Source organism: Lentzea sp. NPDC003310 (assembly GCF_040610935.1).
Lineage (GTDB): Bacteria > Actinomycetota > Actinomycetes > Mycobacteriales > Pseudonocardiaceae > Lentzea.
Genome location: NZ_JBEXNC010000032.1, coordinates 17,812 through 43,658, shown reverse-complemented (window position 1 = coordinate 43,658; position 25,847 = coordinate 17,812). Strand labels below are relative to the sequence as shown.

General features: G+C 71.2%; 21 protein-coding genes and 1 riboswitch. Of the genes, 16 read left to right on the top strand and 5 right to left on the bottom strand.

The window, feature by feature from the left end; genetic code table 11:
• The 15 genes from ABZX02_RS41930 (at position 1) to ABZX02_RS41860 (ending at position 18,640) form a co-directional block, all read left to right on the top strand.
• A complete protein-coding gene (locus ABZX02_RS41930) occupies positions 1-1,062 on the top strand; it encodes a hypothetical protein (RefSeq protein WP_355307351.1) in 1,062 nt (353 codons plus the stop codon).
• Between the two features lie 19 nt (positions 1,063-1,081).
• Positions 1,082-2,044 carry a beta-eliminating lyase-related protein gene (locus ABZX02_RS41925; protein ID WP_355307350.1) on the top strand — a complete coding sequence of 321 codons (963 nt, stop codon included), beginning with the start codon at positions 1,082-1,084 and terminating at the stop codon, positions 2,042-2,044.
• Positions 2,045-2,072: 28 nt separating this feature from the next.
• Positions 2,073-2,204: riboswitch (cobalamin riboswitch) on the top strand.
• Positions 2,205-2,238: 34 nt separating this feature from the next.
• The gene (locus ABZX02_RS41920; RefSeq protein WP_355307348.1) at positions 2,239-4,146 is read left to right on the top strand and encodes a putative cobaltochelatase; all 1,908 of its coding nucleotides are present in this window, start codon (positions 2,239-2,241) and stop codon (positions 4,144-4,146) included.
• Positions 4,147-4,284: 138 nt separating this feature from the next.
• Entirely contained in the window at positions 4,285-4,899 is a 615-nt protein-coding gene (gene cobO / locus ABZX02_RS41915; RefSeq protein WP_355307347.1) for a cob(I)yrinic acid a,c-diamide adenosyltransferase, read from the top strand.
• Between the two features lie 10 nt (positions 4,900-4,909).
• Positions 4,910-6,283, top strand: coding sequence for a cobyrinate a,c-diamide synthase (locus tag ABZX02_RS41910; protein WP_355307395.1), 1,374 nt, complete (start codon positions 4,910-4,912; stop codon positions 6,281-6,283).
• Between the two features lie 30 nt (positions 6,284-6,313).
• Positions 6,314-7,345, top strand: a complete 1,032-nt coding sequence (locus tag ABZX02_RS41905) for a cobalt-precorrin-4/precorrin-4 C(11)-methyltransferase (protein ID WP_355307345.1) — start codon at positions 6,314-6,316, stop codon at positions 7,343-7,345.
• Positions 7,345-8,166, top strand: coding sequence for a hypothetical protein (locus ABZX02_RS41900; RefSeq protein ID WP_355307344.1), 822 nt, complete (start codon positions 7,345-7,347; stop codon positions 8,164-8,166). Before ABZX02_RS41905 ends, ABZX02_RS41900 begins: the two co-directional genes overlap by 1 nt.
• Positions 8,167-8,206: 40 nt before the next feature.
• A complete protein-coding gene (locus tag ABZX02_RS41895) occupies positions 8,207-9,463 on the top strand; it encodes a cobalamin biosynthesis protein (protein ID WP_355307342.1) in 1,257 nt (418 codons plus the stop codon).
• Positions 9,464-9,566: 103 nt separating this feature from the next.
• Complete coding sequence (locus ABZX02_RS41890; protein ID WP_355307341.1) at positions 9,567-10,934, top strand: M36 family metallopeptidase; 1,368 nt, start codon at positions 9,567-9,569, stop codon at positions 10,932-10,934.
• Between the two features lie 123 nt (positions 10,935-11,057).
• Positions 11,058-11,834: a serine protease gene (locus tag ABZX02_RS41885; RefSeq protein ID WP_355307339.1), complete on the top strand. Its 777-nt coding sequence runs from the start codon at positions 11,058-11,060 to the stop codon at positions 11,832-11,834.
• Between the two features lie 45 nt (positions 11,835-11,879).
• Positions 11,880-12,593 (top strand): PIG-L deacetylase family protein, encoded by a 714-nt coding sequence (locus ABZX02_RS41880; RefSeq protein ID WP_355307338.1) that lies wholly within the window; start codon positions 11,880-11,882, stop codon positions 12,591-12,593.
• 51 nt (positions 12,594-12,644) lie between these two features.
• On the top strand, positions 12,645-13,853 hold the full coding sequence (gene cobA, locus ABZX02_RS41875; RefSeq protein ID WP_355307336.1) for a uroporphyrinogen-III C-methyltransferase: 1,209 nt from the start codon (positions 12,645-12,647) through the stop codon (positions 13,851-13,853).
• Positions 13,854-13,977: 124 nt separating this feature from the next.
• Positions 13,978-14,847: an RICIN domain-containing protein gene (locus tag ABZX02_RS41870; protein ID WP_355307334.1), complete on the top strand. Its 870-nt coding sequence runs from the start codon at positions 13,978-13,980 to the stop codon at positions 14,845-14,847.
• 233 nt (positions 14,848-15,080) lie between these two features.
• Positions 15,081-16,811 carry an ABC transporter ATP-binding protein gene (locus tag ABZX02_RS41865; protein WP_355307393.1) on the top strand — a complete coding sequence of 577 codons (1,731 nt, stop codon included), beginning with the start codon at positions 15,081-15,083 and terminating at the stop codon, positions 16,809-16,811.
• 53 nt (positions 16,812-16,864) lie between these two features.
• On the top strand, positions 16,865-18,640 hold the full coding sequence (locus ABZX02_RS41860) for an ABC transporter ATP-binding protein (RefSeq protein WP_355307392.1): 1,776 nt from the start codon (positions 16,865-16,867) through the stop codon (positions 18,638-18,640).
• Here the strand turns inward: ABZX02_RS41860 and ABZX02_RS41855 are convergent.
• The 4 genes from ABZX02_RS41855 to yaaA all read right to left on the bottom strand — a co-directional run bounded on the left by ABZX02_RS41855 (position 18,585) and on the right by yaaA (position 23,518).
• Positions 18,585-19,763, bottom strand: a complete 1,179-nt coding sequence (locus tag ABZX02_RS41855) for an MFS transporter (RefSeq protein WP_355307332.1) — start codon at positions 19,761-19,763, stop codon at positions 18,585-18,587. The genes ABZX02_RS41860 and ABZX02_RS41855 overlap by 56 nt on opposite strands.
• A 68-nt stretch (positions 19,764-19,831) precedes the next feature.
• A complete protein-coding gene (locus ABZX02_RS41850; protein ID WP_355307330.1) occupies positions 19,832-21,376 on the bottom strand; it encodes a DEAD/DEAH box helicase in 1,545 nt (514 codons plus the stop codon).
• 232 nt (positions 21,377-21,608) lie between these two features.
• Positions 21,609-22,517 (bottom strand): RIO1 family regulatory kinase/ATPase, encoded by a 909-nt coding sequence (locus tag ABZX02_RS41845; RefSeq protein ID WP_355307328.1) that lies wholly within the window; start codon positions 22,515-22,517, stop codon positions 21,609-21,611.
• 272 nt (positions 22,518-22,789) lie between these two features.
• Positions 22,790-23,518: a peroxide stress protein YaaA gene (gene yaaA, locus ABZX02_RS41840; RefSeq protein WP_355307327.1), complete on the bottom strand. Its 729-nt coding sequence runs from the start codon at positions 23,516-23,518 to the stop codon at positions 22,790-22,792.
• A 58-nt stretch (positions 23,519-23,576) separates the two neighbouring features.
• Here yaaA and ABZX02_RS41835 point away from each other — a divergent pair, with 58 nt between their 5' ends.
• Complete coding sequence (locus tag ABZX02_RS41835) at positions 23,577-24,914, top strand: hypothetical protein (protein WP_355307325.1); 1,338 nt, start codon at positions 23,577-23,579, stop codon at positions 24,912-24,914.
• Positions 24,915-25,022: 108 nt separating this feature from the next.
• Here ABZX02_RS41835 and ABZX02_RS41830 read toward each other — a convergent pair whose 3' ends face one another.
• Complete coding sequence (locus tag ABZX02_RS41830) at positions 25,023-25,778, bottom strand: methyltransferase domain-containing protein (RefSeq protein WP_355307323.1); 756 nt, start codon at positions 25,776-25,778, stop codon at positions 25,023-25,025.
• Positions 25,779-25,847: the final 69 nt, after the last annotated feature.

Here is a 25,847-nt window from a genome sequence, read left to right as displayed (position 1 = left end):
GTGGACCTGTTCACCTTCACGCGCGCCGAACTCACCTCGCCGGTGCAGTTCGCCGGCGGCCGGTGGGTGGTGTCCGACCACGACGACGTGCGCGCCGTGCTGGCCGATCCGGTCACCTACCTGCCCGACAACGCGTTGACCGCCGTGACCCCGGTCGCGCCGGCCGCGCTGCGGTCGCTGGTGCGCGCCCGCTTCTCGCTGCCGCCGACGCTCGCGAACAACGGGTCCTCGTCGCACGCCGGCCTGCGGCGGCTCGTCGCGTCGTTCTTCACGCCCGCCCGCGTCGCCGCTGCGGAGCCTCGCATCCGGTCGCTGGTTTCGGAACGGCTGGGTGGCACGGATCTCGTGCGGGACCTGGCGTGGGACCTGCCGGCGATCGTCCTGGTGGAACTGCTCGGGCTGGAGAACGTCGACATCCCGACGTTGAAGCGGTGGAGCGCCGGCTCGCTGGAGTTCTTCTGGGGCGACCTGTCGCGGGAACGGCAGCTGGAGCTCGTCGACGACGTCGGCGACTTCCACCAGTGGTTGATCAAGCGCTACCACGCCCGCGACGGCGAGCTGTTCTGCGCGCTGGCCGACGCCGGCGTGTCCGCCGAGGACTCCGCGGGCCTCTGCTACTTCCTGCTGATCGCGGGCCAGGAGACGACGACCCAGCTGCTGTCCACGGCGTTGCGCCGCGCGTTGCAGGACCGCTCGTTGTGGGCGCGGCTGCCCGAGCCCGGCGTGGCCGAGTCGTTCGTCGAGGACGTGCTGCGGACCGACACGCCCGTGGTGACGTGGCGGCGGCTGACCGCGCGTGAGGTCGTGCTGTCGGGCGTGCGCGTGCCGGCCGGCGCGGAGCTCGTGTTGTTGTTGAGCGGCAAGGAGACCGATCCGCGCCACCTCGCGTTCGGGTACGGCCGCCACTTCTGCCTCGGCGCCGGTCTGGCCCGGCTGGAGGCGGCCGTGACGTTGCGCACCGTCGCCTCGGAGGAACCGTCGCTGCACCTGGTCGGTCCGGACCCGGAGTGGCTGAACCTGCTGTCGTTCCGCGCGCCGAAGTCGGTGGCCGTCAGCCGCTGACCTGAGGTTGGATGCGGGAGTGTTGAACCGACAGCTCTCGGGAGTCCGCAAGAAGACGCTGCTGGAGACGCTCGGCCCCGTGCCGGACGTCGACCCCGACCGCTACGGCGACGGCGGCCCGGTGGGCGCGCTGGAGACGCGGGTCGCGCAGCTGCTCGGCACCGAGGCCGCGTTGTTCGTGCCGACCGGCACCATGGCGCAGCAGATCGCTTTGAAGTGCTGGGCGGACCGCACGAACAACCCGATCGTCGCGATGCACCCGCAGGCCCACCCGCTGCACCACGAGGACGACGCGCTGACCGCGCTCTCCGGCCTGCGCCCGATCAAGGTGCGCAACGCGGACATCGGATCCTGCCCCGAGCCGTACGGGACGCTGCTGCTGGAGGTGCCCGACCGCGAGGCCGGGTTCGTGCTGCCGGCCTGGGACGAGCTCGTGTCGTGGGTCGATCTAGCCCGCGAACGGGACGCGGTCGTGCACCTCGACGGCGCGCGGCTGTGGGAGAGCACGTACGGCCTCGGCAAGCCGCTGCCCGAGATCGCGGGCCTCTTCGACTCGGTCTACGTGTCGTTCTACAAGTCGCTGGAGGGCATCTCGGGCGCGGCGCTGGCCGGCACCCAGGACTTCGTCGACCAGGCACGGGTGTGGCGGCACCGGTATGGCGGCATGCTGTTCCAGCAGTGGCCCGCGGCGCTGTCGGCGTTGCACGGCCTCGACACCGTGCTGCCGCGGCTGGGGTTGTACGTCGAGCACGCCAAGGTCGTGACCGCGGCGATGGATCTGCCCGAGCCGCACACCCACCAGTTCGCGCTGCACCTGCCGGGTGACCCGGCTCGGCTCAAGGAGCTGAGCGGGGCGTTCCTCGGCGGGTTCTGGCAGGACGGGCCGCTCGCCAAGACCGAGGTGACCGTGGCGGAGCCCGCGCTGGAGTGGACGGCGGACGAGGTGCGGGAGGCGTGGGCCGAGTTCCGGGGCCTGATCTAGCGACGTCGCTCACCTGGCTGTTGGACCCGGCCGTGCGAAATGCGACGATGCCGGGGCTGTGAGGGGAGTGCGAGGAAGCCGGTGAGACTCCGGCGCCGTCCCGCGACTGTGACCGGCCCGTGCCGGGAGTCAGGAACTCGTCCCCCTCTTCCACCTGACCGCGGGCGTGGACACCCGAGGAAGGACTTCGCTGCATGTACCCCTTTTCGGCTGTCGTCGGACACGACGACCTCCGGCTCGCCCTGCTGCTGAACGCGGTGCACCCCGGCATCGGCGGTGTGCTCGTCCGCGGCGAGAAGGGGACCGCGAAGTCGACGATCGTGCGCGCCCTCGCCGCGCTGCTGCCCGAGCTGGACGTCTCGCAGGGCTGCCGGTTCGGCTGCGTGCCCGGCACGACGGACTGCCCCGACGCGCCGCACGACGGCGTCGAGCGCAGGCCGGCCCGGCTCGTCGAACTGCCCGTCGGCGCCACCGAGGACCGGCTCGTCGGGTCGCTCGACCTCGAGAAGGCGCTGACCGAGGGCAAGCGCGCGTTCCAGCCCGGCCTGCTGGCCGCGGCGCACCGGGGCGTGCTCTACGTCGACGAGGTCAACCTGCTGCACGACCACCTGGTCGACCTGCTGCTTGACGCCGCCGCGATGGGGCGGGCGCACGTCGAGCGCGAGGGCGTCTCGGTGTCGCACCCGTCGCAGTTCCTGCTGGTCGGCACCATGAACCCGGAGGAGGGCGAGCTGCGGCCGCAGCTGCTCGACCGGTTCGGGCTGACCGTGGCGGTGAAGGCGGCGCGGGACGTGGCCGTGCGCACCGAGGTCATCCGGCGCCGGCTCGCCTACGAGGCGGACCCCGTGGCGTTCGCCGCGCGGTGGGCCGGGCAGGACGCCGAGCTCAAGCAGCAGATCACCGACGCGCGCGCCCGGCTGGCCGGGGTGTCCCTCCCGGACGGTGAGCTGCGCCGGATCGCCGCCGTGTGCGCGGCTTTCGAGGTCGACGGCATGCGCGCGGACCTCGTCGTCGCCCGTGCCGCCACGGCCCACGCGGCGTGGCGCGGGGCCTCCGAGGTCGAGGAGACCGACGTCGAGACGGCCGTCCGGCTCGCGCTGCCGCACCGGCGCCGGCGTGACCCGTTCGACGAGCCCGGCATCGAGGAGCAGCAGCTCGAGGACGCGATGAAGCAGGCGGCCGAGCACGCCGAGGACCCCGGTGACGACGGCCCGGACGACGACGGTCCCAGCGGGGGTGAGCTGCCCGAGCCGCAGGACGGTCCGAAAGGCAACGGGAACGCGCCCCAGGACCGTCCGGCACCGGAGCCCGCGCCCGCGTTCAAGGCGCGGCTGCTGGAGGTGCCCGGAGTCGGCGAAGGCGCGCCCGGCAAGCGTTCCCGGGCCCGTGCCCGCATCGGCCGGATCGTCCGTTCGTCCACTGTGGACGGCAGCGGGCTGCACCTGGTCGACACGCTCGCGACCGCCGCGCCGCACCAGGCCGCGCGCGGCCGCAGCGGTCCCGGTCTGCTGCTGACCGCCGCCGACCTGCGCAAGGCCGTGCGGGAGGGCAAGGAGTCGAACCTCGTCCTGTTCGTCGTCGACGCGTCCGGCTCGATGGCCGCGCAGAAGCGGATGTCGGCCGTCAGCGGCGCGGTGATCTCGTTGCTGCGCGACGCCTACCAGCGCCGCGACAAGGTCGGCGTGGTCACGTTCCGCGGTACCCAGGCCGAGGTCGCGCTGCCTCCGACGACGTCCGTCGACGCGGCGGCCACGCGCCTGAAGAAGATGCGCACCGGCGGCCGCACCCCGCTCGCCGACGGACTGCTGAAGGCCCACCGGGTCCTGGAGATCGAACGCCTTCGCGACCCGCGCAAGCGCCCGCTCGTCGTGCTGCTCACGGACGGCCGCGCGACGTCGTCCGGCCTGGGCGGCGACCCGACCAAGGACGCGCTGAAGGCCGCGGGACTGCTGGAGCAGACCGCCGTCGTGGTCGTCGACTGCGAACAGGGCCACGTCCGCCTCGGACTCGCGCAGAAGGTCGCCGACGCGCTGCAGGGCACGTGCGTCCGGCTCGACCAGCTGTCCGCCGACCACCTCGCCGGCGTCGTCCGGGCTGCGTGAGTTCGCGCTGGTCGTCCGGTCGCCCCTTCGTCGGGATTCGGCGAAGCCCAATCACGGCGAAGCGGCGGCCGGACGACCAGCTCCCCGGCGAACTCACCGGAGTCTGCGGAGCAGCGACCAACAAGGAAGGAGACCCAAGTGCCTCAAGGACAACCCACCGAGGTCCCCAAGGACGGCCTGACCACCCGCCAGCGCCGCAACCGGCCGCTGCTGATGCTGCACACCGGTGAGATGAAGGGGAAGTCGACGTCGGCGTTCGGCCTCGCGCTGCGCGGCTGGAACCAGGGCTGGGACATCGGCGTGTTCCAGTTCGTGAAGTCCGCCAAGTGGAAGGTGGGCGAGGAGTCCGCGTTCAAGGCGCTCGGCCGGCTGCACGACGAGACCGGCGAGGGCGGCGCCGTCGAGTGGCACAAGATGGGCGAGGGCTGGTCCTGGACCCGCAAGCAGGGCACCGAGGACGACCACGCCGAGGCCGCGCGCGAGGGCTGGGCGGAGATCGCGCGCCGGATCGGCTCCGAACGCCACGGCCTCTACGTGCTCGACGAGTTCACGTACCCGCTGCACTGGGGCTGGATCGACGTGGACGAGGTCGTCGAGACGCTCACGAACCGCCCCGGCCACCAGCACGTCGTGATCACCGGCCGGTACGCGCCGCAGAAGCTGGTCGACGCCGCCGACCTCGTGGTGGAGATGACCAAGGTCAAGCACCCGATGGACGCGGGCCAGAAGGGTCAGCGGGGGATCGAGTGGTGAGCACGCCGTGGTGAACAGGCTCGTCGTCGCCGCCCCGGCCTCGGGCAGCGGCAAGACCACCGTCGCGACCGGCCTGATGGCCGCGCTGCGCCAGGCCGGGTCGCGGGTCGCGCCGTTCAAGGTCGGCCCCGACTACATCGACCCCGGCTACCACTCGCTCGCGACCGGCAGGCCGGGCCGCAACCTCGACCCGGTCATGGTCGGCGAGAACCGCATCCCGGGTCTCTTCGCGCACGGGGCCAAGGGCTGCGACCTCGCCGTGGTCGAGGGCGTGATGGGGCTCTTCGACGGCCGCATCGACACCGCGGGCATCGGCTCGACCGCGCACGTCGCGAAGCTGATCAACGCACCCGTGCTGTTCGTCGTGGACGCACGCGGGCAGAGCCGGTCGCTCGCCGCGCTGCTGCACGGGTTCCGCGGCTACGACCCCACGGTCCGGCTCGGCGGCGTGATCCTCAACCAGGTCGGGTCCGAACGGCACGAGCAGGTGCTGCGCTCGGCGTGCGACGAGGTCGGCCTCGACGTGCTCGGCGTGCTGCCGCGCGATCCGCAGTTCTCCCTGCCCTCACGGCACCTGGGCCTCGTCACGGCGGCGGAGCACGGTCCGGAGGCCGTGGCCGCCGTGGACGCGATCGCCGCCGCGGTCGCCAAGCACGTCGACCTCGACGCGGTCCGCCGGCTGGCGTCCGTGCCCGCGATGGCGGTCGCCGCGTGGGAGCCGCAGGTCGACCGCGTCGCCGGGGAACCGGTGATCGCGGTCGCGGGCGGCGCGGCCTTCACGTTCGGCTACGCCGAGCACGTCGAGGTGCTGGAGGCGGCGGGCGCGGCCGTGGCGGTGCTCGACCCGCTGCACGACGAGGAACTGCCGGAGGGCACCGCGGGGCTCGTGCTGCCGGGAGGATTTCCCGAGCAGCACGCGGAAGCGCTGTCGGCCAACGCGCCGTTGCGCGCGGCAGTGGCCCGGTTCGCTCGATCGGGTGCGCCGGTGCACGCCGAGTGCGGAGGGTTGCTGTACCTCGCGCGGTCGCTCGACGGGCACGAGATGTGCGGTGTGATCGACGCCGACGGGTTCATGACGCCGAAGCTGACCCTGGGCTACCGCGACGCCGTGGCGTCCACGAGTTCACCGCTGCACCCGCCCGGCAGCCGCGTGACCGGCCACGAGTTCCACCGGACCCAGCTGTCCACACCGCACTCGACGCCGCCCGCGTGGCACTGGCGCGGGGTCACCTCCCGGCCCGTCGCCGAGGGGTTCGTCGTGGGCGGCGTGCACGCGTCGTACCTCCACACGCACCCGGCCGGTGATCCGGAAGCCATAGCCCGTTTCGTGCGGGCCTGCCACCCGTTCGTGGCAGGAGTGGCAGACGGTACGGTCTTCGTCTAAGCCTCTCTCCCAACCCCCTGTGGAGCTGTCGTGACGACGACCGGTCGGGTCACCTTCGTCGGCGCCGGTCCCGGTGCCGCCGACCTCATCACTGTCCGGGGCGCGCGCCGCATCGCGGAAGCCGACGTCGTGATCTGGGCCCCCAGCGCGGTGGACGCCGAGTGCGTCCGCGAGCACGCCCGTGCCGACGCCGACCTGGTCGACTTCTCCCGCGTCACGCCGGAGGAGATCACCGACCTGTACCGCCGCGCCGCCGCGTCCCGCCAGGTCGTCGTCCGGCTGCACGCCGGCGACGCCGCGACCGGGGGTGGCGTGCAGGAGCAGCACGACCTGTGCGTGCGCCTGGGCCTCGAGGTCGAGGTCGTGCCGGGCGTGTCCGTCGTGGCCGCCGCGGCCGCGAAGATCGGCCGCGAGCTCACCCAGACCGAGGCGTCGTCCGCGGTGCTGATCTCGCCGGAGAGCAGCGAGCGCGTGTCCGAGTTCGCCGGGCTGCAGACCACGATGGCCGCCACGGTCTCGGGCGCGCGCACCGGGCAGTTCGTGGAGAAGCTGCTGCAGGGCGGGTACTCCGAGGACACGCCGGTCGTCGTCGCGTACAAGGTGAGCCAGGCCGACGAGGTGGTCGTGCACACCACGATCGGCGAGCTCGAGTCCGTCGTGAAGAAGCACAAGCTCTACCGCCCGACGCTGTTCCTCGTCGGCACGGCCGTGAAGGCGCCCACGCGCCGTGTGTCGACCTCGGCGACGACGTCGGTCGACGAGCCGTTGCGTGCCGCACGTCCGACGAAGTGGTCGCGCCGTGCGGCCTCGCGCATCGCCACGCGCGTGGACGAGCCGATCCCGGCCGCCCCCGTGCCCGCCGTCGCTCCCGCCGAGCCGAACCCGGCGTGGACGGCGGTCGAGGAGATACAGCAGTCGGTGCGCAAGCCCGCTGACGAGCCCGCGCCCAAGCCGAAGCTCACGGTCGTGGCGGCGGAGAAGCCCAAGCCGCCCACGGTCAACGCCTCGACGTCCGCGCCGAAGAAGAAGCCGGTCCGCAAGCCCAAGCGGTCCGCCAACTGATGTCGCTCGAGAAGCTGCGCGAGGCAGCGGGCCGTCCCGTCGAGGTCGTCGACGCCGCGGACGGCCTGCGCCCCGCGCTGAACGTGTGCCGCGCCCGTTCCGCCGTGATCGTCCGGCTCGCCGACGGCATCGGCCCGGCCGAGGTCGCCGCAGGGCTCACCGGCTGGCGCCGCACGCTGGTCGTGCAGGACGCCGGCGAACTGGTCTTCCTCGACCCGCGCGACGCCGTGACCCGCCGCTGGACCTCGCCGGATGCCGTGTTGTGCTTGGCGGACAACGAGTTCCTGCAGTCGAACGACGGCTGGGCACTGCCCGACGACGCCTTCGCGAGCCGCACCCACGTGCTCGGCGCGGAGGTGCGCGCGTTCGCGCTGGCCCGCCTCGCCCCGCGCCCCGGCGTGCTGGTGTGGGACGTGCTCGCGGGCTCGGGCGCCGTCGGCGTGGAGTGCGCCCGGCTGGGCGCCGCGGTGATCGCGGTCGAGCCGGATCCCGTGCAGTGCGTGCGGATCATCGCGAACGCGTCCGCGCACGGCGTCGACGTCCGGGTCGAGGAGTCCGAACTGGACGCGCCCTCGTTGCCGCGCCCGGACGCCGTGTTCGTCGGGCGCGGGGACCTGGCGGCGGTGAAGGCGTCGGCCGCGGCGTCCGCGCGCCGGGTCGTGGTGGCGACGGAACGGGTGGACGAGATCGTGCCCGCGCGGGACGCGCTGGTGGCGGCGGGGTACGAGGTGGAGGGGTCGCAGTGGACCGCCTCGCGCCTGCTGGACTCCGGGTTCGCGCCGGCCGTGCCGGTGACGGTGTTGTGGGGAACCAAGAAGTGATCGGTACGTGCGTGGCCGGTCGTCCGCGAGGAGCGCGCGCGTGATCGGTGTGTTCGCCGGCTCGGCCCACCGCGGCGACGCCGCCGACCTGGCGGGCCTCCTCGGCGCCGACGCCGTCGTCCCGGACGGCCCGGTCAAGCCCGCCGTCCGCAGCCTCTGGCCGCGCCTGGGCGCCGTCGTGCTCTTCCTGGACGCGGGCTCCGCGGTCCGGCTGGTCGCGCCCCTGTTGCGGGACAAGCGGTCGGACCCCGCCGTGGTCTGCGTGGACGAGCACTTCGTCGTCGCGCTCGCCGGTGACGCGGACGTGTTCACCCGCCACGTGGCCGACGTGCTGAACCGCACGGCCGTCGTCACGACCGGCCCGCTGGTCGACTCGATGCTCGACGAGCTGGTCGAGCAGCTCGACGCCACCGCGGACGGCGACGTCGCGGCCTGCACCGCCGCCATCGAGGCGGGGGAGAAGGTCATGCTGCGCAACCCGCTGAACTTCCCGCTGCCCGCCCTGCCGCCCAACGTCGTACCGGGCGGTGAGGACGCGACGTGGGTGATCGTCGTCGACGACCGGGCCGGCGCGGCGAAGGAGAACGTGCTGCGGATCGTGCCGCGCACGCTCGTCGTCGGCGTGGGCTCCACGCGCGGTGCGTCGGCCACGAGCGTGGGCGCCGCACTGTCCGAGTTGGACGCACAGGGCGGACTGGACCTGCGGGCCATCAAGGCGTTCGCGACCGCCGACGCGAAGGCGGACGAACCCGGCATCGTGGACGCCGTGGAGGACTGGGGCTTCTGGCACGGCGACACGGCGGAGCTGCTGACGTTCCCGACCGAGGAGCTCGCCGAGGTCGGGGTGCCGAACCCGAGCTCGGTGGTGCGCAACTCGATGGGCACCGCGAGCGTGGCGGAGGCGGCCGCGCTGCGGGGCGCGGCGAGCATCGGGCACGGCGGGCCGATCGAGCTCGCGGCCGAGAAGTTCAAGCGGGACAACGTGACCGTGGCCGCTGCTCGGGTGCTGCCGCGGGGCAGGCTCGCGCTCGTCGGGCTCGGTCCGGGCCCGGCCGAACAGCGCACGCCGCGCGCGGAGGCGGAGATCCGGCGCGCCGCGTTCGTGGTCGGGACGCGGGAGGCGATCGACGCCGTGCGGCCGCTGCTGCGCGCGGGCACCGAGGTGCGTCACGAGGGCGCGTGCGATTTGGCCGCTCGGGGTGCGGCGGTCGCGTTCGTCGCTTTCGGAACCGGACCAACGTTGGACAATCCGGTCGAAGCCGACGTGATTGTTGTTCCCGGAGTCTGGGACCGCTGAGTTTTTTCCTTCTTTCGTAGGGTCTCCGCCGAAGTTTTCCCGATTAGCGTCGCCACGCACACGGCCCAATCCCTGCACGGGCCCGAAAGCACTGGAGACCGGCATGAGAGCCCGTCGTCTCGTTGCTGTCGCCTGCACCGCCGGCGTCGCACTGTCCCTGCTGACGATCACCGCCCAGGCGGCCGCGCCCAAGGAAGGCCTGCGGTTGCTGGCCGTGCGCGACTCGCTGACCGCCACGCACACGTGGTACGAGCAGACTTTCGACGGGAAACCCGTGCTGGGCGCCTACTACGTCGAGCACGTCGACAAGGCGACCGGCGAGAAGACCGTCGACGACGGCAGGTTGTCCGTGGGCACGGTCGACGTCACCCCGGCGGTCTCCGCTGCGGACGCCAAGACCAAGGTCGCCGCCCCGGAGGGCGCGGACCTCAAGGTGCTGCCCGGCACCGGTCTCGTCTACGAGGTGATCTCCGACCACGGCAAGGGGTCCGAGCGCACGCTGGTGCACGCGGAGACCGGCGACGTCGTGAAGACCGAGAGCCTGGTCAAGCACGCGGACGGCACCGGCAAGGTGTTCAGCCCGAACCCCGTGTCTTCGCAGCAGAACCAGAACCTGAAGGACGCCGACGACGCCGACTCGGCCGTGCCCGCCGCCGCGTACCGGACGGTCGCACTGTCCAACCTGGACGGTTCCGGCTACCTCAAGGGCAGCTTCGCCCAGCTGACCGGTGCCAAGGGCAAGCTCGCGTACAACAAGGGCAACAAGTTCGAGTACACGCGCAGCAACGACTACTTCGAGCAGGTCAACGCCTACTGGGGCGTGACCGAGGCGCAGAAGTACATCCAGAGCCTCGGGTTCACGAACGTCAACAACGAGGCGCAGAAGATCACCACGCTCGGTCTGACCGAGGACAACTCGTTCTACGACCCGCGCAAGGACCAGATCACGTTCGGCACGGGCGGCGTGGACGACGCCGAGGACGTCGAGGTGGTGTGGCACGAGCTCGGCCACGCGATCCAGGACGCCCAGGTGCCCGGCTTCGGGTCCACGGTCGAGGGCGGGTCGATCGGCGAGGGCTTCGGCGACTGGTGGGCGCTGATCATGTCCTCCCGCGACGCGCAGGACACGGCCACGGTCCCGTTGGCGTGCATCATGGACTGGGACGCCACGGCGTACACGACCGAGACGCCGCACTGCCTGCGCCGCACCGACACCGACCTGAAGTACGCCGACCGCAAGGGCGAGGTCCACTTCGACGGCCAGATCTGGTCGCGTGCGCTGTTCGACCTCTACAAGGCGTTCGGCCGGGACAAGTCGGCGAAGATCGTCCTCGAGGCGCAGTTCTCCTACTCGCCGTCGACCGACTTCAAGGCGGCCGCCGCGGCGACCGTCGCCGCCGCCAAGAAGCTCTACGGCGACGCGGACGCCGCCACGGTCCAGGCCGCCTTCACGGCCCGCGGCATCGGCTGAGTCAACGGTGAAGTCGGACATGTCCGACTAATGGCGGTTACGCCGCCGAATCTCCGCCCCTGACGCTGTGTGTGCCGTGCTTCACACCCTGCACACACAGCGTCATAGGGAAGGACTGGCAACATGGCGAAAACCCTGCATCGCCTGATCGTGTCCGTCTTGGTGTCCGCTCTCGCGAGCATCTTCTTCGTCGCGCCGCCGGCCAGTGCGGACGACGTCTCGCCGATGATCGTCGGCGGCACGCGGGCGAGCACCTCGACCTACCCGTGGGTCGTCTACCTGGCGTCGACCAGCGGTTCGCAGTTCTGCGGCGGCACGCTCGTGAAGGCCAACAAGGTCGTCACCGCCGCGCACTGCGTCTCCGGCCGTTCCGCCTCCAGCACCCGCGTGGTGCACGGGCGTGACGACAAGCAGAGCACCGCGGGCACCGTCGCGAGTGTCACCCGCATCTGGGTCCACCCGAGCTACCGCACCGCGACGTCCGGCTACGACGTGGCCGTGCTGACGCTGGACCGCAACATCAGCTCGGCGACCCTGCCGCTCGCCACGCCGTCCGACACCGCGCTCTACGCGGCCGGCAACTCGGCGCTGATCCTCGGCTGGGGCACCACCTCCTCGGGTGGTTCCGCTTCGCGCTACCTGCTCAAGGCGAACGTGCCGCTGACGTCCGACTCGACCTGCAAGACCGCGTACTCGCAGTACAGCAACACCTCGATGGTGTGCGCGGGCTTCCCGCAGGGCGGCGTGGACACCTGCCAGGGCGACTCCGGCGGCCCGCTGGTCTACGGCGGCAAGCTCATCGGTGCCACGTCCTGGGGCCGCGGCTGCGCGGGCGCGGGCTACCCCGGTGTGTACGCGCGCATCGCGTCGTACAACTCGGTGATCACCGCTCAGCTGTAGAACCTTTTGTTGCAGGGTGCGTGCTCTGGCGCGCACCCTGCACGCATGTCAGATCTTGAAGCTGTGCCGGAAGACTGGTCGAGCGCACTGGTCGTCGTCGCTCATCCCGATGACATGGAGTACGGCGGTGCGGGCGCCATCGCGCGGTGGACCGCCCAAGGCAAGAACATCGCGTACCTGCTCGCGTGCCGTGGCGAGAACGGCATCGACTTGATGGACCCGGCCGTCTGCGCGCCGTTGCGGGTCGAGGAGCAGATCGCGTCCTGCGCGGCCGTCGGCGTGACCGACGTCGAGTTCCTGGACCACCCGGACGGCACCATCGAGTACGGCGTTCCGTTGCGGCGCGACATCGCGGCGGCCATCCGCCGGCACCGGCCCGAGGTCGTGATCACCGGCAACTACCGCGAGACCTGGCCGGGCGGCGGGCTCAACATGGCCGACCACATCGCCGTCGGACGCGCCACGGTCGACGCGGTGCGGGACGCGGGCAACCGCTGGATCTTCCCGGACCTCGGTCTGGAGAAGTGGGAAGGCGTCAAGTACGTGCTGGCCGCCTCGTCTCCGTTGGCGACGCACGCCGTGGACATCACCGACTCGTTCGACGCCTCCGTGGCCTCGCTACGCGCACACAAGGCGTATCTGGAGGCGTTGAGCGGAGACATGGCGGACCCGGAGCCGTTCCTCCGTTCGATGGCAGAAGCCGTCGGACAGCGCTTCGGAGGGGTGCTCGCCACGTCTTTCGAGCTGTTGGCGCTGTGACCATGTTCCCTTCGGCTGGACACGGCGTGTCCGGTGTGGATGCTTCTACGCATGCCCTTTGAACAGCACTACCTGGCCGGCCTCGACCTCCGGGGCCGACGCGTCCTCGTGGTCGGCGGAGGCACGGTCGCGCAGCGCCGTCTGCCTCGCCTGATCGCGTCCGGCGCCGTTGTCGATCTCGTGTCGCCGTCCGTCACCCCCTCCGTCCAGGGCATGGTCGACGCGGGGGAGCTGACCTGGCACGAGAGGCTGTTCGAGGCCGGTGACGTCGAGGGCGCCTGGTACGTGCTGGCGTGCACGTCCGATGTCGAGGTGAACGCGCAGATCAGCGAAGAGGCGCTCTCGCAGCGTGTGTTCTGCGTGCGCGCGGACATCGCCGTCGAGGGCACGGCGGTCACTCCGGCCAGCGGGATGCACGACGGCATGCTGATCGGTGTGCTGGCGGGCGGGGAGCACCGCCGGTCCGCCGCCGTGCGGGACGGGCTCGTGGCGGCGTTGCGCGACGGCCGCATCGCCGACCAGGCCACGCCGCCCGTCGGCGTCGCGCTGGTGGGCGGTGGCCCCGGCGACGCCGAGCTGATCACGGTGAAGGGCAAGCGCTTGCTGGCGCACGCGGACGTGGTCGTGGCGGACCGGCTCGCCCCGCGCGAGCTGCTGGAGGAGCTGCCCGCGCACGTCGAGGTCGTGGACGCGGCGAAGATCCCGTACGGCCGTGCGGCGTCGCAGGAGTTCATCAACCAGACGCTGATCGACCGCGCCAAGGAGGGGAAGTTCGTCGTCCGGCTCAAGGGCGGCGACCCGTACGTCTTCGGGCGGGGCTTCGAGGAGCTGCTGGCGTGCGCCGAGGCGGGAATCCCCGTGACGGTGGTGCCCGGCGTGACGTCTGCGTTCGGTGTGCCGGCATTGGCCGGTGTGCCGGTCACGCACCGAGGGGTGGCGCACGAGGTCGTTGTCGTCTCCGGTCACGTCGCACCGGACGACCCGCGCTCTCTCGTCGACTGGCCTGCGATCGCACGCCTCAAGGGCACCGTCGTGCTGATGATGGCCGTCGAACGGGCCGGTGCGTTCGCCACGGCGTTGATGGAAGGCCGTCCCGGCTCGACGCCCGTCGCCGTCGTCCAGGAGGGCAGCACGGCCGCCCAACGCGTGTTGAGGTCCACTTTGGACTCGCTGGGTGCCGACGTGAAGGCCCACGAGATCCGTCCGCCGGCGATCATCGTGGTGGGCCCGGTCGCCGACATTGCGTCCGCAAATAGTTAGATAAGTTTCTTTACAAAAGCCGCGCAGCCGGTGGACTCTGCATTCACGCCGCCAACGTCCACCGGTTTGTGCGGAGGCACGCATGAAACGCGCCCTGTCTTTGGCGGCAGGTATTTTGCTCGCGATGTCCGGTTTGTTCGCTTCTTCGCCCGCGCAGGCGGCTCCGGTCTCCCAGCAGGTCTTCTGGACCTTCTACGGCTGGTGGGACAACACGCCGCCCGGCGGTGACATCGCCTATCCGCAGCTGCACGACACGGCCGGCGGAAAGGGCACGTGGTCCGACCCGATCACGTTCGCGACGTCCAGCAAAGAGGCCAAACCGGGCACGAAGATCTATTTCCCGCGGGTCAAGAAGTACTTCGTCATGGAGGACTCCTGCTCGTCCTGCGAGCAGGACTGGAGCGGCAACGGCCCCAACGGCGGCCCGAAGCTGTGGCACTTCGACGCGTGGATCGGCGGCAAGGGCGGCAACGCCATGAACGCCATCGACTGCGAGGACGCGCTGACGACGTACCACGACGACGGCAAGCCGGTCCTCGAGGAGACGATCATCAACCCGCCGTCGAACCTCGCCGTGGACCCGACGCCGATCTTCGACACCTCGACCGGCGAGTGCTACGGCGGTGCGCAGCCCAAGACCACGAACGGCGAGTACAAGAACGTCTCGACCGGCAAGTGCCTGCAGGGCGGCGCGTCCGGCGCGCAGCTCACCACGGCCACCTGCAACGGTTCGGCCAAGCAGCAGTTCAAGTTCCACGGCGCGTTCATGGAGCAGGGCTCGCCGCAGCTGTGCACCACGCTGTCCTCGGGCAAGGTGCTGCTCAAGAAGTGCGACGGCGGACCGGCCCAGCAGTGGTCGATCAACCCGAACAAGACGATCTCGGACATGCAGTACAACACCAAGTGCTACCGGGACGCGTCCGGGAAGGTGACCGCGGCGTCCTGCTCCGGCTCCGCCGCCCAGTGGACCTTCAAGGCGGCCGCCGAGAAGTAGTCCGCACGAGCTGAAGGCCGCTCCTCGCGTCCGAGGGGCGGCCTTTTCGCGTACGGCCGAACACCCGGCGGGTGGATCCGGACCAATCGGGTCGGCGAACCGGTGCCCGCCCGGCGAAGCTGGTGATCCACGACCGTCCCGACCCACAGGAGCACCTCGTGTCCACCCAGACAGTCGCGGCGCCGAGCCGCCCAGACGCCGCCGCGGGAGGCGCACGGCCGGGTGAGGACCGGGTGCTCACCCGCCTGCTGACCACCTACCTGCGGCCGTACCGCCGCGAGCTGACCATCGTGGTGGCGCTGCAGCTCGTGGGCACGGTGGCCTCGCTGTACCTGCCGAGCCTCAACGCCGACATCATCGACCACGGCGTCGCGCTCGGCGACACCTCGTACATCGTGCGGACCGGCGGCTGGATGCTCGCCGTCTCGCTGGTGCAGATCGCGTGCTCGATCGTGGCCGTCCGGTACGGCACGCGGACCGCGATGGCGTTCGGCCGGGACGTGCGCTCCGGGGTGTTCCACCGGGTCGGCTCGTTCTCCGCGCAGGAGGTCGCGCGGTTCGGGGCGCCGTCGCTCATCACCCGCACCACCAACGACGTGCAGCAGGTGCAGGTGCTCGTGGTGATGCTGACGACGATGTTCGTCGCGGCGCCGATCATGTCGGTGGCGGGTGTCGTCATGGCGTTGCGGGAGGACGTCGGGCTCTCGTGGCTGCTGCTGGTCTGCGTACCGGTGCTGGCGGTCGCGGTCGCCACGATCACGCTGCGGATGGTGCCGCTGTTCCGGCGCCAGCAGGAGCGGGTCGACCACGTGAACCGGGTGCTGCGCGAACAGCTCACCGGCGTGCGGGTGGTGCGCGCGTTCGTGCGGGAGAAGGCGGAGACCGCGCGGTTCGCCGACGCCAACGCCCAGCTCACCGACATCGCGCTGCGGGCGGGCCGGCTGCAGGTGATGATCTTCCCGACGGTCACGCTGATCTTCAACGTCTCCAGCGTCGCGGTGCTGTGGTTCGGGGCGCACCGCGTGGCGGACGGGGAGATGCAGGTCGGCGCGCTGACCGCGTTCCTCGCCTACCTGCTGCAGATCCTGATGTCGGTGATGATGGCGTCGTTCATCTCCACGATGGTGCCGAGGGCCGCCGTCAGCGCCGGGCGGATCCTGGAGGTCATCGAGACCGAGCCGTCCGTGCACGCACCCGCCTCGCCGGTGGCCGCGCCGTCCGGCAGCGGTCGGATCTCGTTCCGCGAGGCCGAGTTCCGCTATCCCGGCGCCGACGCCCCGGTGGTCCGGCGCGTGTCGTTCGAGGTCGGTGCCGGGCAGACGACCGCGATCATCGGCAGCACCGGGTCCGGCAAGACCACGCTGCTCAGCCTCGTGCCACGGCTGATCGACGTGACGGCGGGACAGGTGCGGGTCGGCGGTGTCGACGTGCGGGAGCAGGACCCGGAGGCGCTGCGGTCGCGGATCGGGCTCGTGCCGCAGCAGGCCTACCTCTTCACCGGCACCGTGCGGTCGAACCTGCTGCACGGCGACCAGGACGCCACCGACGACCAGCTGTGGACCGCGCTCGACATCGCGCAGGCCAGGGACTTCGTCACCGCGATGGGCGGCCTCGACGCCAAGATCGCGCAGGGCGGCACCAACCTGTCCGGCGGCCAGCGGCAGCGGCTGTCCATCGCGCGGGCGCTGGTGCGCCGGCCGGACGTGTACCTGTTCGACGACTCGTTCTCCGCGCTCGACCTCGCCACCGACGCGGCACTGCGCGGCGCCCTGCGGCCCTACACGCGTGACGCCGCCGTCGTCGTCGTGGCGCAGCGGGTGTCCACCGTGGCCGACGCCGACCAGATCCTCGTGCTGGAGAACGGCGAGGTCGTCGGCAGGGGCACGCACGCCGAGCTGATGGCCGGCTGCCCCACCTACCTCGAGATCGTCCAGTCCCAGCTCACGCCGGAGGAGATCCGATGACCACCCGCGAGCAGCAGCAGCGGCCGGTCGGCGGACCCGCCGGGCGCTTCGCGATGCAGGCACCGGTCAGCAAGGCCTCGGACTTCGGCGCCTCGGCCCGCCGCCTGGTCGGCCTGATGAAGCCCGAACGCCTCACGTTCGTCGTCGTGGTCGCGTTCGGCGTGCTCGGCATCGCGTTCACCGTCGTGGGCCCGAAGATCCTCGGCGACGCCACCGACATCATCTTCAACGGCATCCGCGGCGACGGGATCGACTTCGACGCCCTCGCGGGCGTGCTGTCCTTCGCACTCGGCCTCTACGTGTTCGCCTCGCTGTTCAGCTGGCTGCAGGGCCGGCTGCTGAACGGCGTGGTGCAACGCGTCGTCTACCGCCTGCGCGAGAGCGTCGAGGCCAAGCTGCACCGGTTGCCGCTCAAGTACTTCGACGGCCAGCCGCGCGGCGAGCTGCTCTCGCGCGTCACCAACGACATCGACAACATCTCGACGACCATGCAGCAGACGATGAGCCAGCTGCTCACCGCGTTGCTCAGCCTCATCGGCGTGACCGTGATGATGTTCGTGATCTCACCGCTGCTGGCGGCGATCATGATGCTGGTCATCCCGATCTCGGTGGTGCTGACCGGTGCGATCGGCAAGCGCGCGCAGAAACAGTTCGTGGCGCAGTGGAAGCACACGGGCGCGTTGAACGCACACATCGAGGAGGCGTTCAGCGGCCATCAGCTCGTGACCGCGTTCGGTCGTCAGCAGGAGTCGGAGGAGGAGTTCCGCCGTCGCAACGACGAGCTGTACGAGGCCGCCGCCGGTGCACAGTTCGTGTCCGGCCTGATCATGCCGTCGATGATGTTCCTGTCGAACCTGAGCTACGTCGCCATCGCGGTCATCGGCGGCCTGCGCATCACGTCCGGGAACATGACCCTGGGCGAGGTGACGGCGTTCATCCAGTACTCGCGCCAGTTCACGCAGCCGCTCACGCAGGCGGCGTCGTTGTCGAACCTGCTGCAGTCCGGCGTCGCGTCGGCGGAGCGGGTGTTCGAGCTGCTCGACGCCCCTGAACAGCTGCCGGACCCGGCCGGTGCCGCCGCCCCGCCGTGGCGCTGCGGCAAGGTCGAGTTCCAGAACGTGTCGTTCTCCTACGAGCCGGACCAGCCGCTGATCGAGAACCTCTCGCTGGTCGCCGAACCCGGCCAGATGATCGCGATCGTCGGCCCGACCGGCGCGGGCAAGACGACGCTGGTGAACCTCATCATGCGGTTCTACGAGCTCAGCGGCGGCCGGATCACGTTGGACGACGTGGACATCACCTCGTTGCGTCGCGAGGACCTGCGCGCCCAGGCGAGCATGGTGCTGCAGGAGACGTGGCTGTTCGGCGGCACGATCCGCGAGAACATCGCGTACGGCAAACCGGACGCCACAGAGGAGGAGATCCTCGCCGCGGCCCGTGCGACCTATGTGGACCGTTTCGTGCGATGCCTGCCCGACGGCTACGACACCGTCATCGACGAAGAGGGGTCGAACGTCTCCGCGGGCGAGAAGCAGTTGCTCACCATCGCCCGTGCGTTCCTCTCGGACCCGACGCTGCTGATCCTCGATGAGGCCACCAGTTCGGTCGACACGCGCACGGAGTCGTTGGTGCAGCACGCGATGGCGGCCCTGCGGTCGTCGCGCACGTCGTTCGTCATCGCCCACCGCCTGTCCACGATCCGCGACGCCGACCTGATCCTCGTGATGGAGGCAGGGAAGATCGTCGAGCAGGGCACGCATGAAGAACTGCTGGCTAGGGAAGGCGCCTACCACCGGCTGTACTCAGCTCAGTTCGCCGCAGCGGTCTGAGACTGACGACCCCGACCACCGTCCTGAGCGCGACCGCCACGTACCAGGGCGCCAGCAACCCGAAGGAGTCCGCGACCACACCGCCCAGCAGCGCGCCGACCGGCTGGACACCCCAGGTGACCAGGGTCTGCGCGCTGCTGACGCGCCCCAGCAACTCGGTGGGCACCACGCGCTGGCGGAAACTCGACGTCGCCACGCCCCACACCGCCGTGCAGAACGAGCTCACCACGGCGAAGGCGGCGACCGTGGCGAGTCCGTGCGCGACGGTCGCGATCCCGAGCCACATCAACGGGATCAGCACCACGGTGGCGGCGACGGTGTGGCGGTACCGGGCCAGCAGCCGTTCCGCGAACAGCCCGCCCGCCACACCACCGCAGGCGAGCGTGGCCAGAAACGCCCCGAACCCCGCGTTGGTCAGTCCGAGTCTTTGTTGAGCGAACAACACCAACGTCGCCATGGTCATCGAAATGCACAAGTTCGTCGTCGCGGACACGACCGTGATGGTCCTCAACGCCGTGTGCTTCATCAGCCACTGCAAGCCTTCGCGCGCCTTGGGCCTGACCGTCGGCTCCTTGTGCGCGGTACTCATCTTGGTGACCAGCAACGCGGCGATGGCGAACGTCAGCGCGTTGACCCAGAACGGCGCCGGAACCGCTATGGCGAACAGCAAGCCACCCAATGGAGGCCCGATGAACTGCAGCGCCACGGCCTGAGAGGCGAACAACCGGCCGTTCGCGCGCTCCAGCAGATGGTTGTCCACGGTGGCCTTGATGAGCGGCTGTCCGACCGCCTTGGGCACGGTCTCGGCGCACCCGATCAGGAACGCCATGCCGTACAGGAACGCGATGTGCGCGCTGTGGAACGTGGCGACCACGGCCATGAGTGCGCATTGGACCCACAACGCCGCGAGGAGCAACCGTCTGCCGTCGTACCGGTCCGCGGCGGCACCAGCGGACAGCGACACCAGCAGCCAGGGGAGCGTGCCGAAGAAGCTGACGCCGGCGATCAGCTTCGGGTCCTGGGTGAGGGTGGCGGCGAGCAACGGCAACGCGGCCAGGAAGATGCCGTCCCCGAGCGCCGAGATCGCGCTCCCGCCCCACAGCAGGTACCAGTTCCGCCCCATGGGGCACCGTACACACGGCGAAGGCCGCCTCCCCGAACCGGGGAAGCGGCCTCAGCCGTGCTCAGAACTCAGTGCTGCGGCGCCCGGCGCGGACGACCCGCGCTGCTGCCCCGCTCGCTGCGACCGAACGAACGGCCACCCTCGGACCGCTCCGACCGGCGCGGTCCACCGCGGAACTCGCCGCCCTCGGACCGGCGACCCGAGCCACCGCGGTACTCGCCGCGGCCACCACCGGCGGCGGGAGCACCGAAGCGACGACCGCCGCTGCCACGACGGGCCGGCTTCTCGCGCTCGATGATCGGCTCGCCCGACGGCGTGCGCGCACCCGTGATGCGGACCAGGTCGTCGTCGCCGGGGCGCACCTTCGTGCTCTCCGGACGGATGCCCGCACGCGCGGCCATGCCCTGGACGGCGCGGCGCTGGTCGTGCGTGACCAGCGTGACGACCGTGCCGGACTGACCGGCGCGGGCCGTGCGGCCGGCGCGGTGCAGGTAGTCCTTCGGGTCGGCCGGCGGGTCGACGTGCACGACGAGCGACACGTCGTCGACGTGGATGCCGCGCGCGGCCACGTCCGTCGCGATCAGGACGGGCGTGGTGCCCTCGCGGAACTCCCCGAGCACGCGGGTGCGCGCGCTCTGGGCCTTGCCGCCGTGCAGGGCGCCGGCGTGGACGCCGACCGAGCGGAGCTTCTTGGCCAGGCGGTCGACGTGGTGCTTGGTGCGCACGAACATGATCGTGCGGCCCTCGCGCGCGGCCACCTCGGTCACCACGTTCTGCTTGTCCTCCGCGGACACGAACAGCAGGTGGTGCTCCATGGTCGTGACGCTCGCGGTGGGCGGGGCCACCGAGTGCGTCACCGGGGAGTGCAGGTACTGGCGGACCAGCTTGTCCACGTCGCCGTCGAGCGTCGCGGAGAACAGCAGGCGCTGCCCGTCCTGCGGGGTCAGGTCCATGATCGCGCGGACCTGGGGCATGAAGCCCATGTCGGCCATCTGGTCGGCCTCGTCCAGCGCGGTGATCTCGACCTGGGACAGGTCGCAGGTCTCCTGGCGGACGTGGTCGGACAGCCGGCCCGGCGTGGCGATGAGCAGGTCGACGCCGCGGCGCAGGTGGTCGATCTGGCGCGGGAACGACGTGCCGCCCACGACGACCCGGCACCACAGGCCCAGCGCGCGGGCGTGCGGCATGAGCGCCGTCTCCACCTGCATCGCGAGCTCGCGGGTCGGGACGAGGATGAGGCCGCGCGGCTTGTGCGGCAGCGAGCGGCCGCCCGCGAGGCGGGTCAGCATGGCGAGGCCGAACGCCAGCGTCTTGCCGGAGCCGGTCTGGCCGCGGCCGAGGATGTCCTTGCCCGACATCGAGTCGGGCAGGGTGGCCGCCTGGATGGGGAACGGCTCGGTGATCTCGTTGGCGGCGAGCGAACGGATCAACGCGTCGGAGAGGCCGAGTTCGGCGAACGAGGGCAGCGGGCCTTCCGGCAGCGTGCTCTCGATGTGCTCGGCGACGATCGGTTCCTCGACCCGCACCTGCGGACGCGAGGAGTTGCCCTGGCGACCCGAGCGGCGCCGCGGTGACCTGCGGCTCTGTCCGCGCTCGGAACGACCTTCGGACATGGATGGCAAAACAAACCTCCGAGACATGGCACGTCTCAAGGCTGCCCCGCGCGAGTCGCGGTGCCAGTTCACAAGGACGAGCCCGGCGTGGTGGTCACGCCTGAATGAGTGGGTGGACGCACCGGTCAACGGCGGTCAAGCCTTCATCGGTGCTCTGACAGTCTAGCTGATCAAAGGAACCCGCTCGCGCGCCCGGCAGTGTCGTTGGACACGGCCGGGCGCGCAACGTGGGTCAGGCCATACCCGCCACGTCCAGCAGCGTTGCCACCAGCGCGGACGGGTCGCCGATCTCCGGCGGCAGGCCGCGCGCGGCGAACCAGCCGCAGATGTTGCGGACGTCGCGGTCGAGGAACTCCACCCCGCGCGGGTTCGCGACGAGGTCGACCACCTGCGGCAGGTCGATCACGACCAGCCTGCCGTCGTGCACCATCAGGTTGTACGCCGAGAGGTCGCCGTGCGTCATGCCCGCCTCGGCGAGCGTCATCAGCATCGCGACCAGCTGGCGCCACAGGTCGAGCAGCTCGTCCTCGTCCGGACGGGTCTGCGCGAGCCGCGGTGCCGCGTTGCCCTCGTCGTCCCCGATGAACTCCAGCAGCAGCTCCGTGCCGCTGCGCTGCACCGGGTACGGCACCGGGGCGCCGAGCTGCCACAGCCGGGAGAGCGCGGCGAACTCCGCGACCGCCCACTGCTCCGCGATCAGGTTGCGCCCGAACGCGGTGCGGTTCGCGATCGCCCGCGTCTCACGGGACTTCTTCATGCGACGACCCTCGAGGTACCCCGCGTCGCGGTGGAACATCCGGTGGTCGTTGCTGCGGTAGCGCTTCGCGGCGAGCAGGCTCGCCCGGTCGCCGATCGCGCGTTCGAGCAGGAAGACGTCCGCCTCCTTGCCGGTCTTCACGATGCCGAGCTCGCGGTCGACCGCGGCCAGTTCCGTGATGAGCCAGCTCGGGTGCGGTTTCGGCCCCTGCTCGGCGTCGCCCCAGGTGGACCAGCGGTCGCCGTCCTCTGGGGTGTCCGCCGTGCTGAGCTGGTCCTCGCGGACCCGCGCGACGCGCAGCTTCTCTTCTTCGGTCATGCGGCCGCGACGCGTGGGTTCCGCGTCGTCGGCCCTGCGGTTGGTGCGCTTTCCCTTGCGCCGCATGGTGTCTTCGGCGCCGTCGAAAGCAGATTCGTAACGTTCGAAAAGATCGTGCTCGCGCACGGTGGGGTCTCCCAGCAGATGAAGGGTGAGACCGCCCCACTGGCGCTCTGCGATCAAACGGTGCTGATCAGGCGCGAAGGGCGGCTGGACGGGTCGCGAGTGCGGTGCCACGTCCAAAGACAGGCTCTGACATCACGCACCTCCTCGTTCCAGCTCCGATGTCACGCTTCGGGGGAGAGCTTGCCGTGCGGGTCCAGCGGCCCGCAACCGAATTAATCGGTGATCAGGTCCGCGGTCCCGGTGCCCGTCGGAACGAGCTTCAGCCCGGCCTTTTGCGCGAGCCTGACCAGGCCTTTCAGGTCAGACGGCTCCGCAGAGGACCGCGCGATGGCGCGGGCGAGCAGGCCCTTGTGGGCCTTGTTGAAGTGGCTGACGACCTTGCCCTCGCTCGTGACCACCCGGACGACGACGGCGTGCGGGATCCGCGCCAGGCTCGAGTACGCGCCCGAGCGCAGGTCGACGACGAACTCGTCGGCGCTCTGGAACACCGGCTCCAGGGCGGGCTTCCACACCGTGCGCAGGCTGCCGTGGGAGGGGAGGACGCTGCCGCCGGACAACCGGTACGCGGGCACGGGGTCGCCGCCCCTGAGCGCGCCGAACAGCGCCGACGCGACCGCGAGCCGGGCGAAGGCGCGTTGTTTCTCGGCCTTCTTCAGCGACGGGAAGTCCAGGTTGTCGTAGAGCACGCCGGTGTAGCGCAGCAGTGCGGGCGTGGTCTCCGACGTGCGCAGCTGCGCGTTGCGGTGCACCTCGTCGACCTGCCGTTCGGAGATGTCGAGCGCCTTGAGGCTCGCCGGCACGTCCCTCGCGAGGTCGGCCAGCGCGGTGACGAGCTTGTCGCGCACCGGGTTGAGCTCGGGGAACGACAGCGCGTCGAGGTCGAGCGGCGCGCCCTCGCCGCCGATCGCCTTGGTCTCCGACGGGGGAAGCAGCACCAGCACGGGGCAAAGCGTAGGGCAGCGGCCGAAAACCGCTGGACCTGCGTGGTGTTCTGGGGACGTGGACGCTCTGGACCGCCTGCACAGCTCCCTCGACGCCCGGCTGCGTCCCGAGGACGTGGCCGTTCTCGTCCAGGAGTCGCTCCTCGACCTCTGGCCCGCCGAACGCGCCGTGCTCCGCGACATCGCGGCGCACGGCAAGCGCTGGTCGGGCTTCTCCGGCATGAGCGCCGACTACGCCCGCCCGGTCGGCGCCGCGCGCCAGGTCGCCGCCGCCCGGTCGTTGTTCGAGGTGGACGGTGGCGCCGTGGACACCGACGACCCGATCTCCGTGCTGGAGTTCGCGGCGCTCGCCGGTGCCGAGATCCGCTGGGACCCGGCGCGCACGGACTTCCTCACCGACCGGCTGAACCGCGAGTCCCGCGCCGCGGCCGGCGTCGAGCTGTCGAAGCGCCGGTACAACAAGCGCTTCCGCATGCTGCGCAGGCTGTCCGCCAAGGCCGGGCGGCTCGAGCGCGTGCGGACGATGCGCGGCCTGGTGCTGTTCGCCGCGGCGGGGTTCGCGGGCACGATCGACCGCGACCGGTTCCGCGCCGACCCGGACGCCGCGTGCTTCGTCGCCTACTACACGGCCCGCCGCAAGCTGCGCCGCGAGTTCACGCTGGCGAGCCGCGAGAACCCGTTCGACCAGCTCGCGGACCTGCTGTTCCAGCGCTGCGCACGGCGTCCCGGCACGGACTGGCCGATGATCGCGCTGGCCTGCCCGACGCCGGAGGTCGTGGGCCGGCTGCGCCCCGAGCAGCTCGGTGAGCTGCTCGGCCGCTGGTCCGCCGCGACCAGGTCCGTCGCGGGCATGCTGGCGGACCTCTGGCGCTCGTCCGACATCGACCAGGCGACCATGGTCGTGCGCCGCGGCACCGACTCGTCGACCTGGAACGCCCTGGCCGGCGCCTACAACGCCGCCCGCCACGGCTGGCTCGCCTGCCTGCACGCCGCGGGCCTGAGCTCGCTGCTGGAGGACGCGCTGCCGGGCAAGGTGATGCGCCTGGTCGCCGCCGACCTCGCCGCCTGGCACCGCGAGTCCGGCGGAGGCCTGCACCCGGACACCGCGGTGTGGTCGCGCCTGCCGCTGCCGTGGGAGGTGCTCGACGGCACCGCCCGGTGCACCCAGGCCGACGTGGAGGCGGCGTGCCGCGAACACCGCGTGGACCCCGCCCGCGCCGGCTGGACCGCGCCCCGCGCACCCGGTGCCGTGGCGCGGTTCCGGCCGACCCCGGAGCTCGTGCACGGCGTGGCCGTGGCGGATCCGTTGTGGGCCATGGTGTTGCGGCGCGCACACGCGTTCAGCGGCAAGCCCGTGCGCACCGAAGTATTCGGTGGACAGGAGCTCGCCGACTGAGCAGGCTGGAGCGCGTTCGGTGGTAGCTCAGCGGTAGAGCGCCCGGCTCGGGACCGGGTGGCCGCCGGTTCGAGCCCGGCCGCGTTCACCCGGACCGGGTCTCGTCTGCTAGGGCGCCTGCAGCGTCAGGTAGGCGAGACCCATGGTCGCGCGCCACCCGTGCAGCCGCCACCGGCGCTGGCGGTCGGCCTTGGCCCGGATCTCCGCGGCGTGCTCGGAGTCGGGGTTGGCCCGCAGCCAGCGCTCCCAGGCGAGCCCGTGCGCGTTCTCGAACACGTCCCACTCGTCGAGGCTCGCCTGTTCCGCGGCGAGCAGCCGGAAACCGTGCTCGTGCGCCAGGTCGACCAGACCCGCCAGCGACCTGTACTGGTCACGGGGCAGCGGCAGCACGGCCAGCTGGGCCTCGGTGGGCTCGCGTTCCCAGAAACCCTCGCCCAGCAAGAACCTGCCGCCGGGCTTGAGCAGCTTCCGCGCCTCGGTGAGCGCGTTCTCCGTGTGCTGCAACGGATCCCCGCCCCACACCTGCGAAGCACCGTTGACGATCACGACGTCGGCCAACTCGTCCGGCTGCCACTCGGCGACGTCACCCGCCACGAGCCGGAGCCTGTCGGCCAGCCCGCGGGCGTCGGCGTTGGCCTGGGCGTGCGCGATGTCCGTCGCGTTGCGGTCCACCCCGGTACCGGTGGCCGTGGGCGACGCCTCCAACACCCGGAGGAGGAACTCCGCCCAACCACACCCGAGGTCGATCACGTGGGCGCCGTCCAAGGGCATCAACGACCGGATGAGCCGGGCCGCCCGCACCTCGGACAACGGCCCGTGGAACGTGACGTCTTCATACAGCGGCGAGATCTCTGGCGATGTCATCACACGCAGGATGGCGTCGCTGCCGTGCCGCGGCAACGCATTATTCGGTTGTTGGCGTTGTCCCCCTTC

Coding starts and splice junctions, on each gene's coding strand:
- ABZX02_RS41920 (WP_355307348.1), top strand. CDS start 2,239: ATGTACCCCTTTTCGGCTGTCGTCGGACACGACGACCTCCGGCTCGCC.
- ABZX02_RS41900 (WP_355307344.1), top strand. CDS start 7,345: ATGTCGCTCGAGAAGCTGCGCGAGGCAGCGGGCCGTCCCGTCGAGGTC.
- ABZX02_RS41890 (WP_355307341.1), top strand. CDS start 9,567: ATGAGAGCCCGTCGTCTCGTTGCTGTCGCCTGCACCGCCGGCGTCGCA.
- ABZX02_RS41885 (WP_355307339.1), top strand. CDS start 11,058: ATGGCGAAAACCCTGCATCGCCTGATCGTGTCCGTCTTGGTGTCCGCT.
- ABZX02_RS41880 (WP_355307338.1), top strand. CDS start 11,880: ATGTCAGATCTTGAAGCTGTGCCGGAAGACTGGTCGAGCGCACTGGTC.
- cobA (WP_355307336.1), top strand. CDS start 12,645: ATGCCCTTTGAACAGCACTACCTGGCCGGCCTCGACCTCCGGGGCCGA.
- ABZX02_RS41870 (WP_355307334.1), top strand. CDS start 13,978: ATGTCCGGTTTGTTCGCTTCTTCGCCCGCGCAGGCGGCTCCGGTCTCC.
- ABZX02_RS41860 (WP_355307392.1), top strand. CDS start 16,865: ATGCAGGCACCGGTCAGCAAGGCCTCGGACTTCGGCGCCTCGGCCCGC.
- ABZX02_RS41855 (WP_355307332.1), bottom strand. CDS start 19,763: ATGGGGCGGAACTGGTACCTGCTGTGGGGCGGGAGCGCGATCTCGGCG.
- ABZX02_RS41850 (WP_355307330.1), bottom strand. CDS start 21,376: ATGTCCGAAGGTCGTTCCGAGCGCGGACAGAGCCGCAGGTCACCGCGG.
- ABZX02_RS41845 (WP_355307328.1), bottom strand. CDS start 22,517: ATGCGGCGCAAGGGAAAGCGCACCAACCGCAGGGCCGACGACGCGGAA.
- ABZX02_RS41830 (WP_355307323.1), bottom strand. CDS start 25,778: ATGACATCGCCAGAGATCTCGCCGCTGTATGAAGACGTCACGTTCCAC.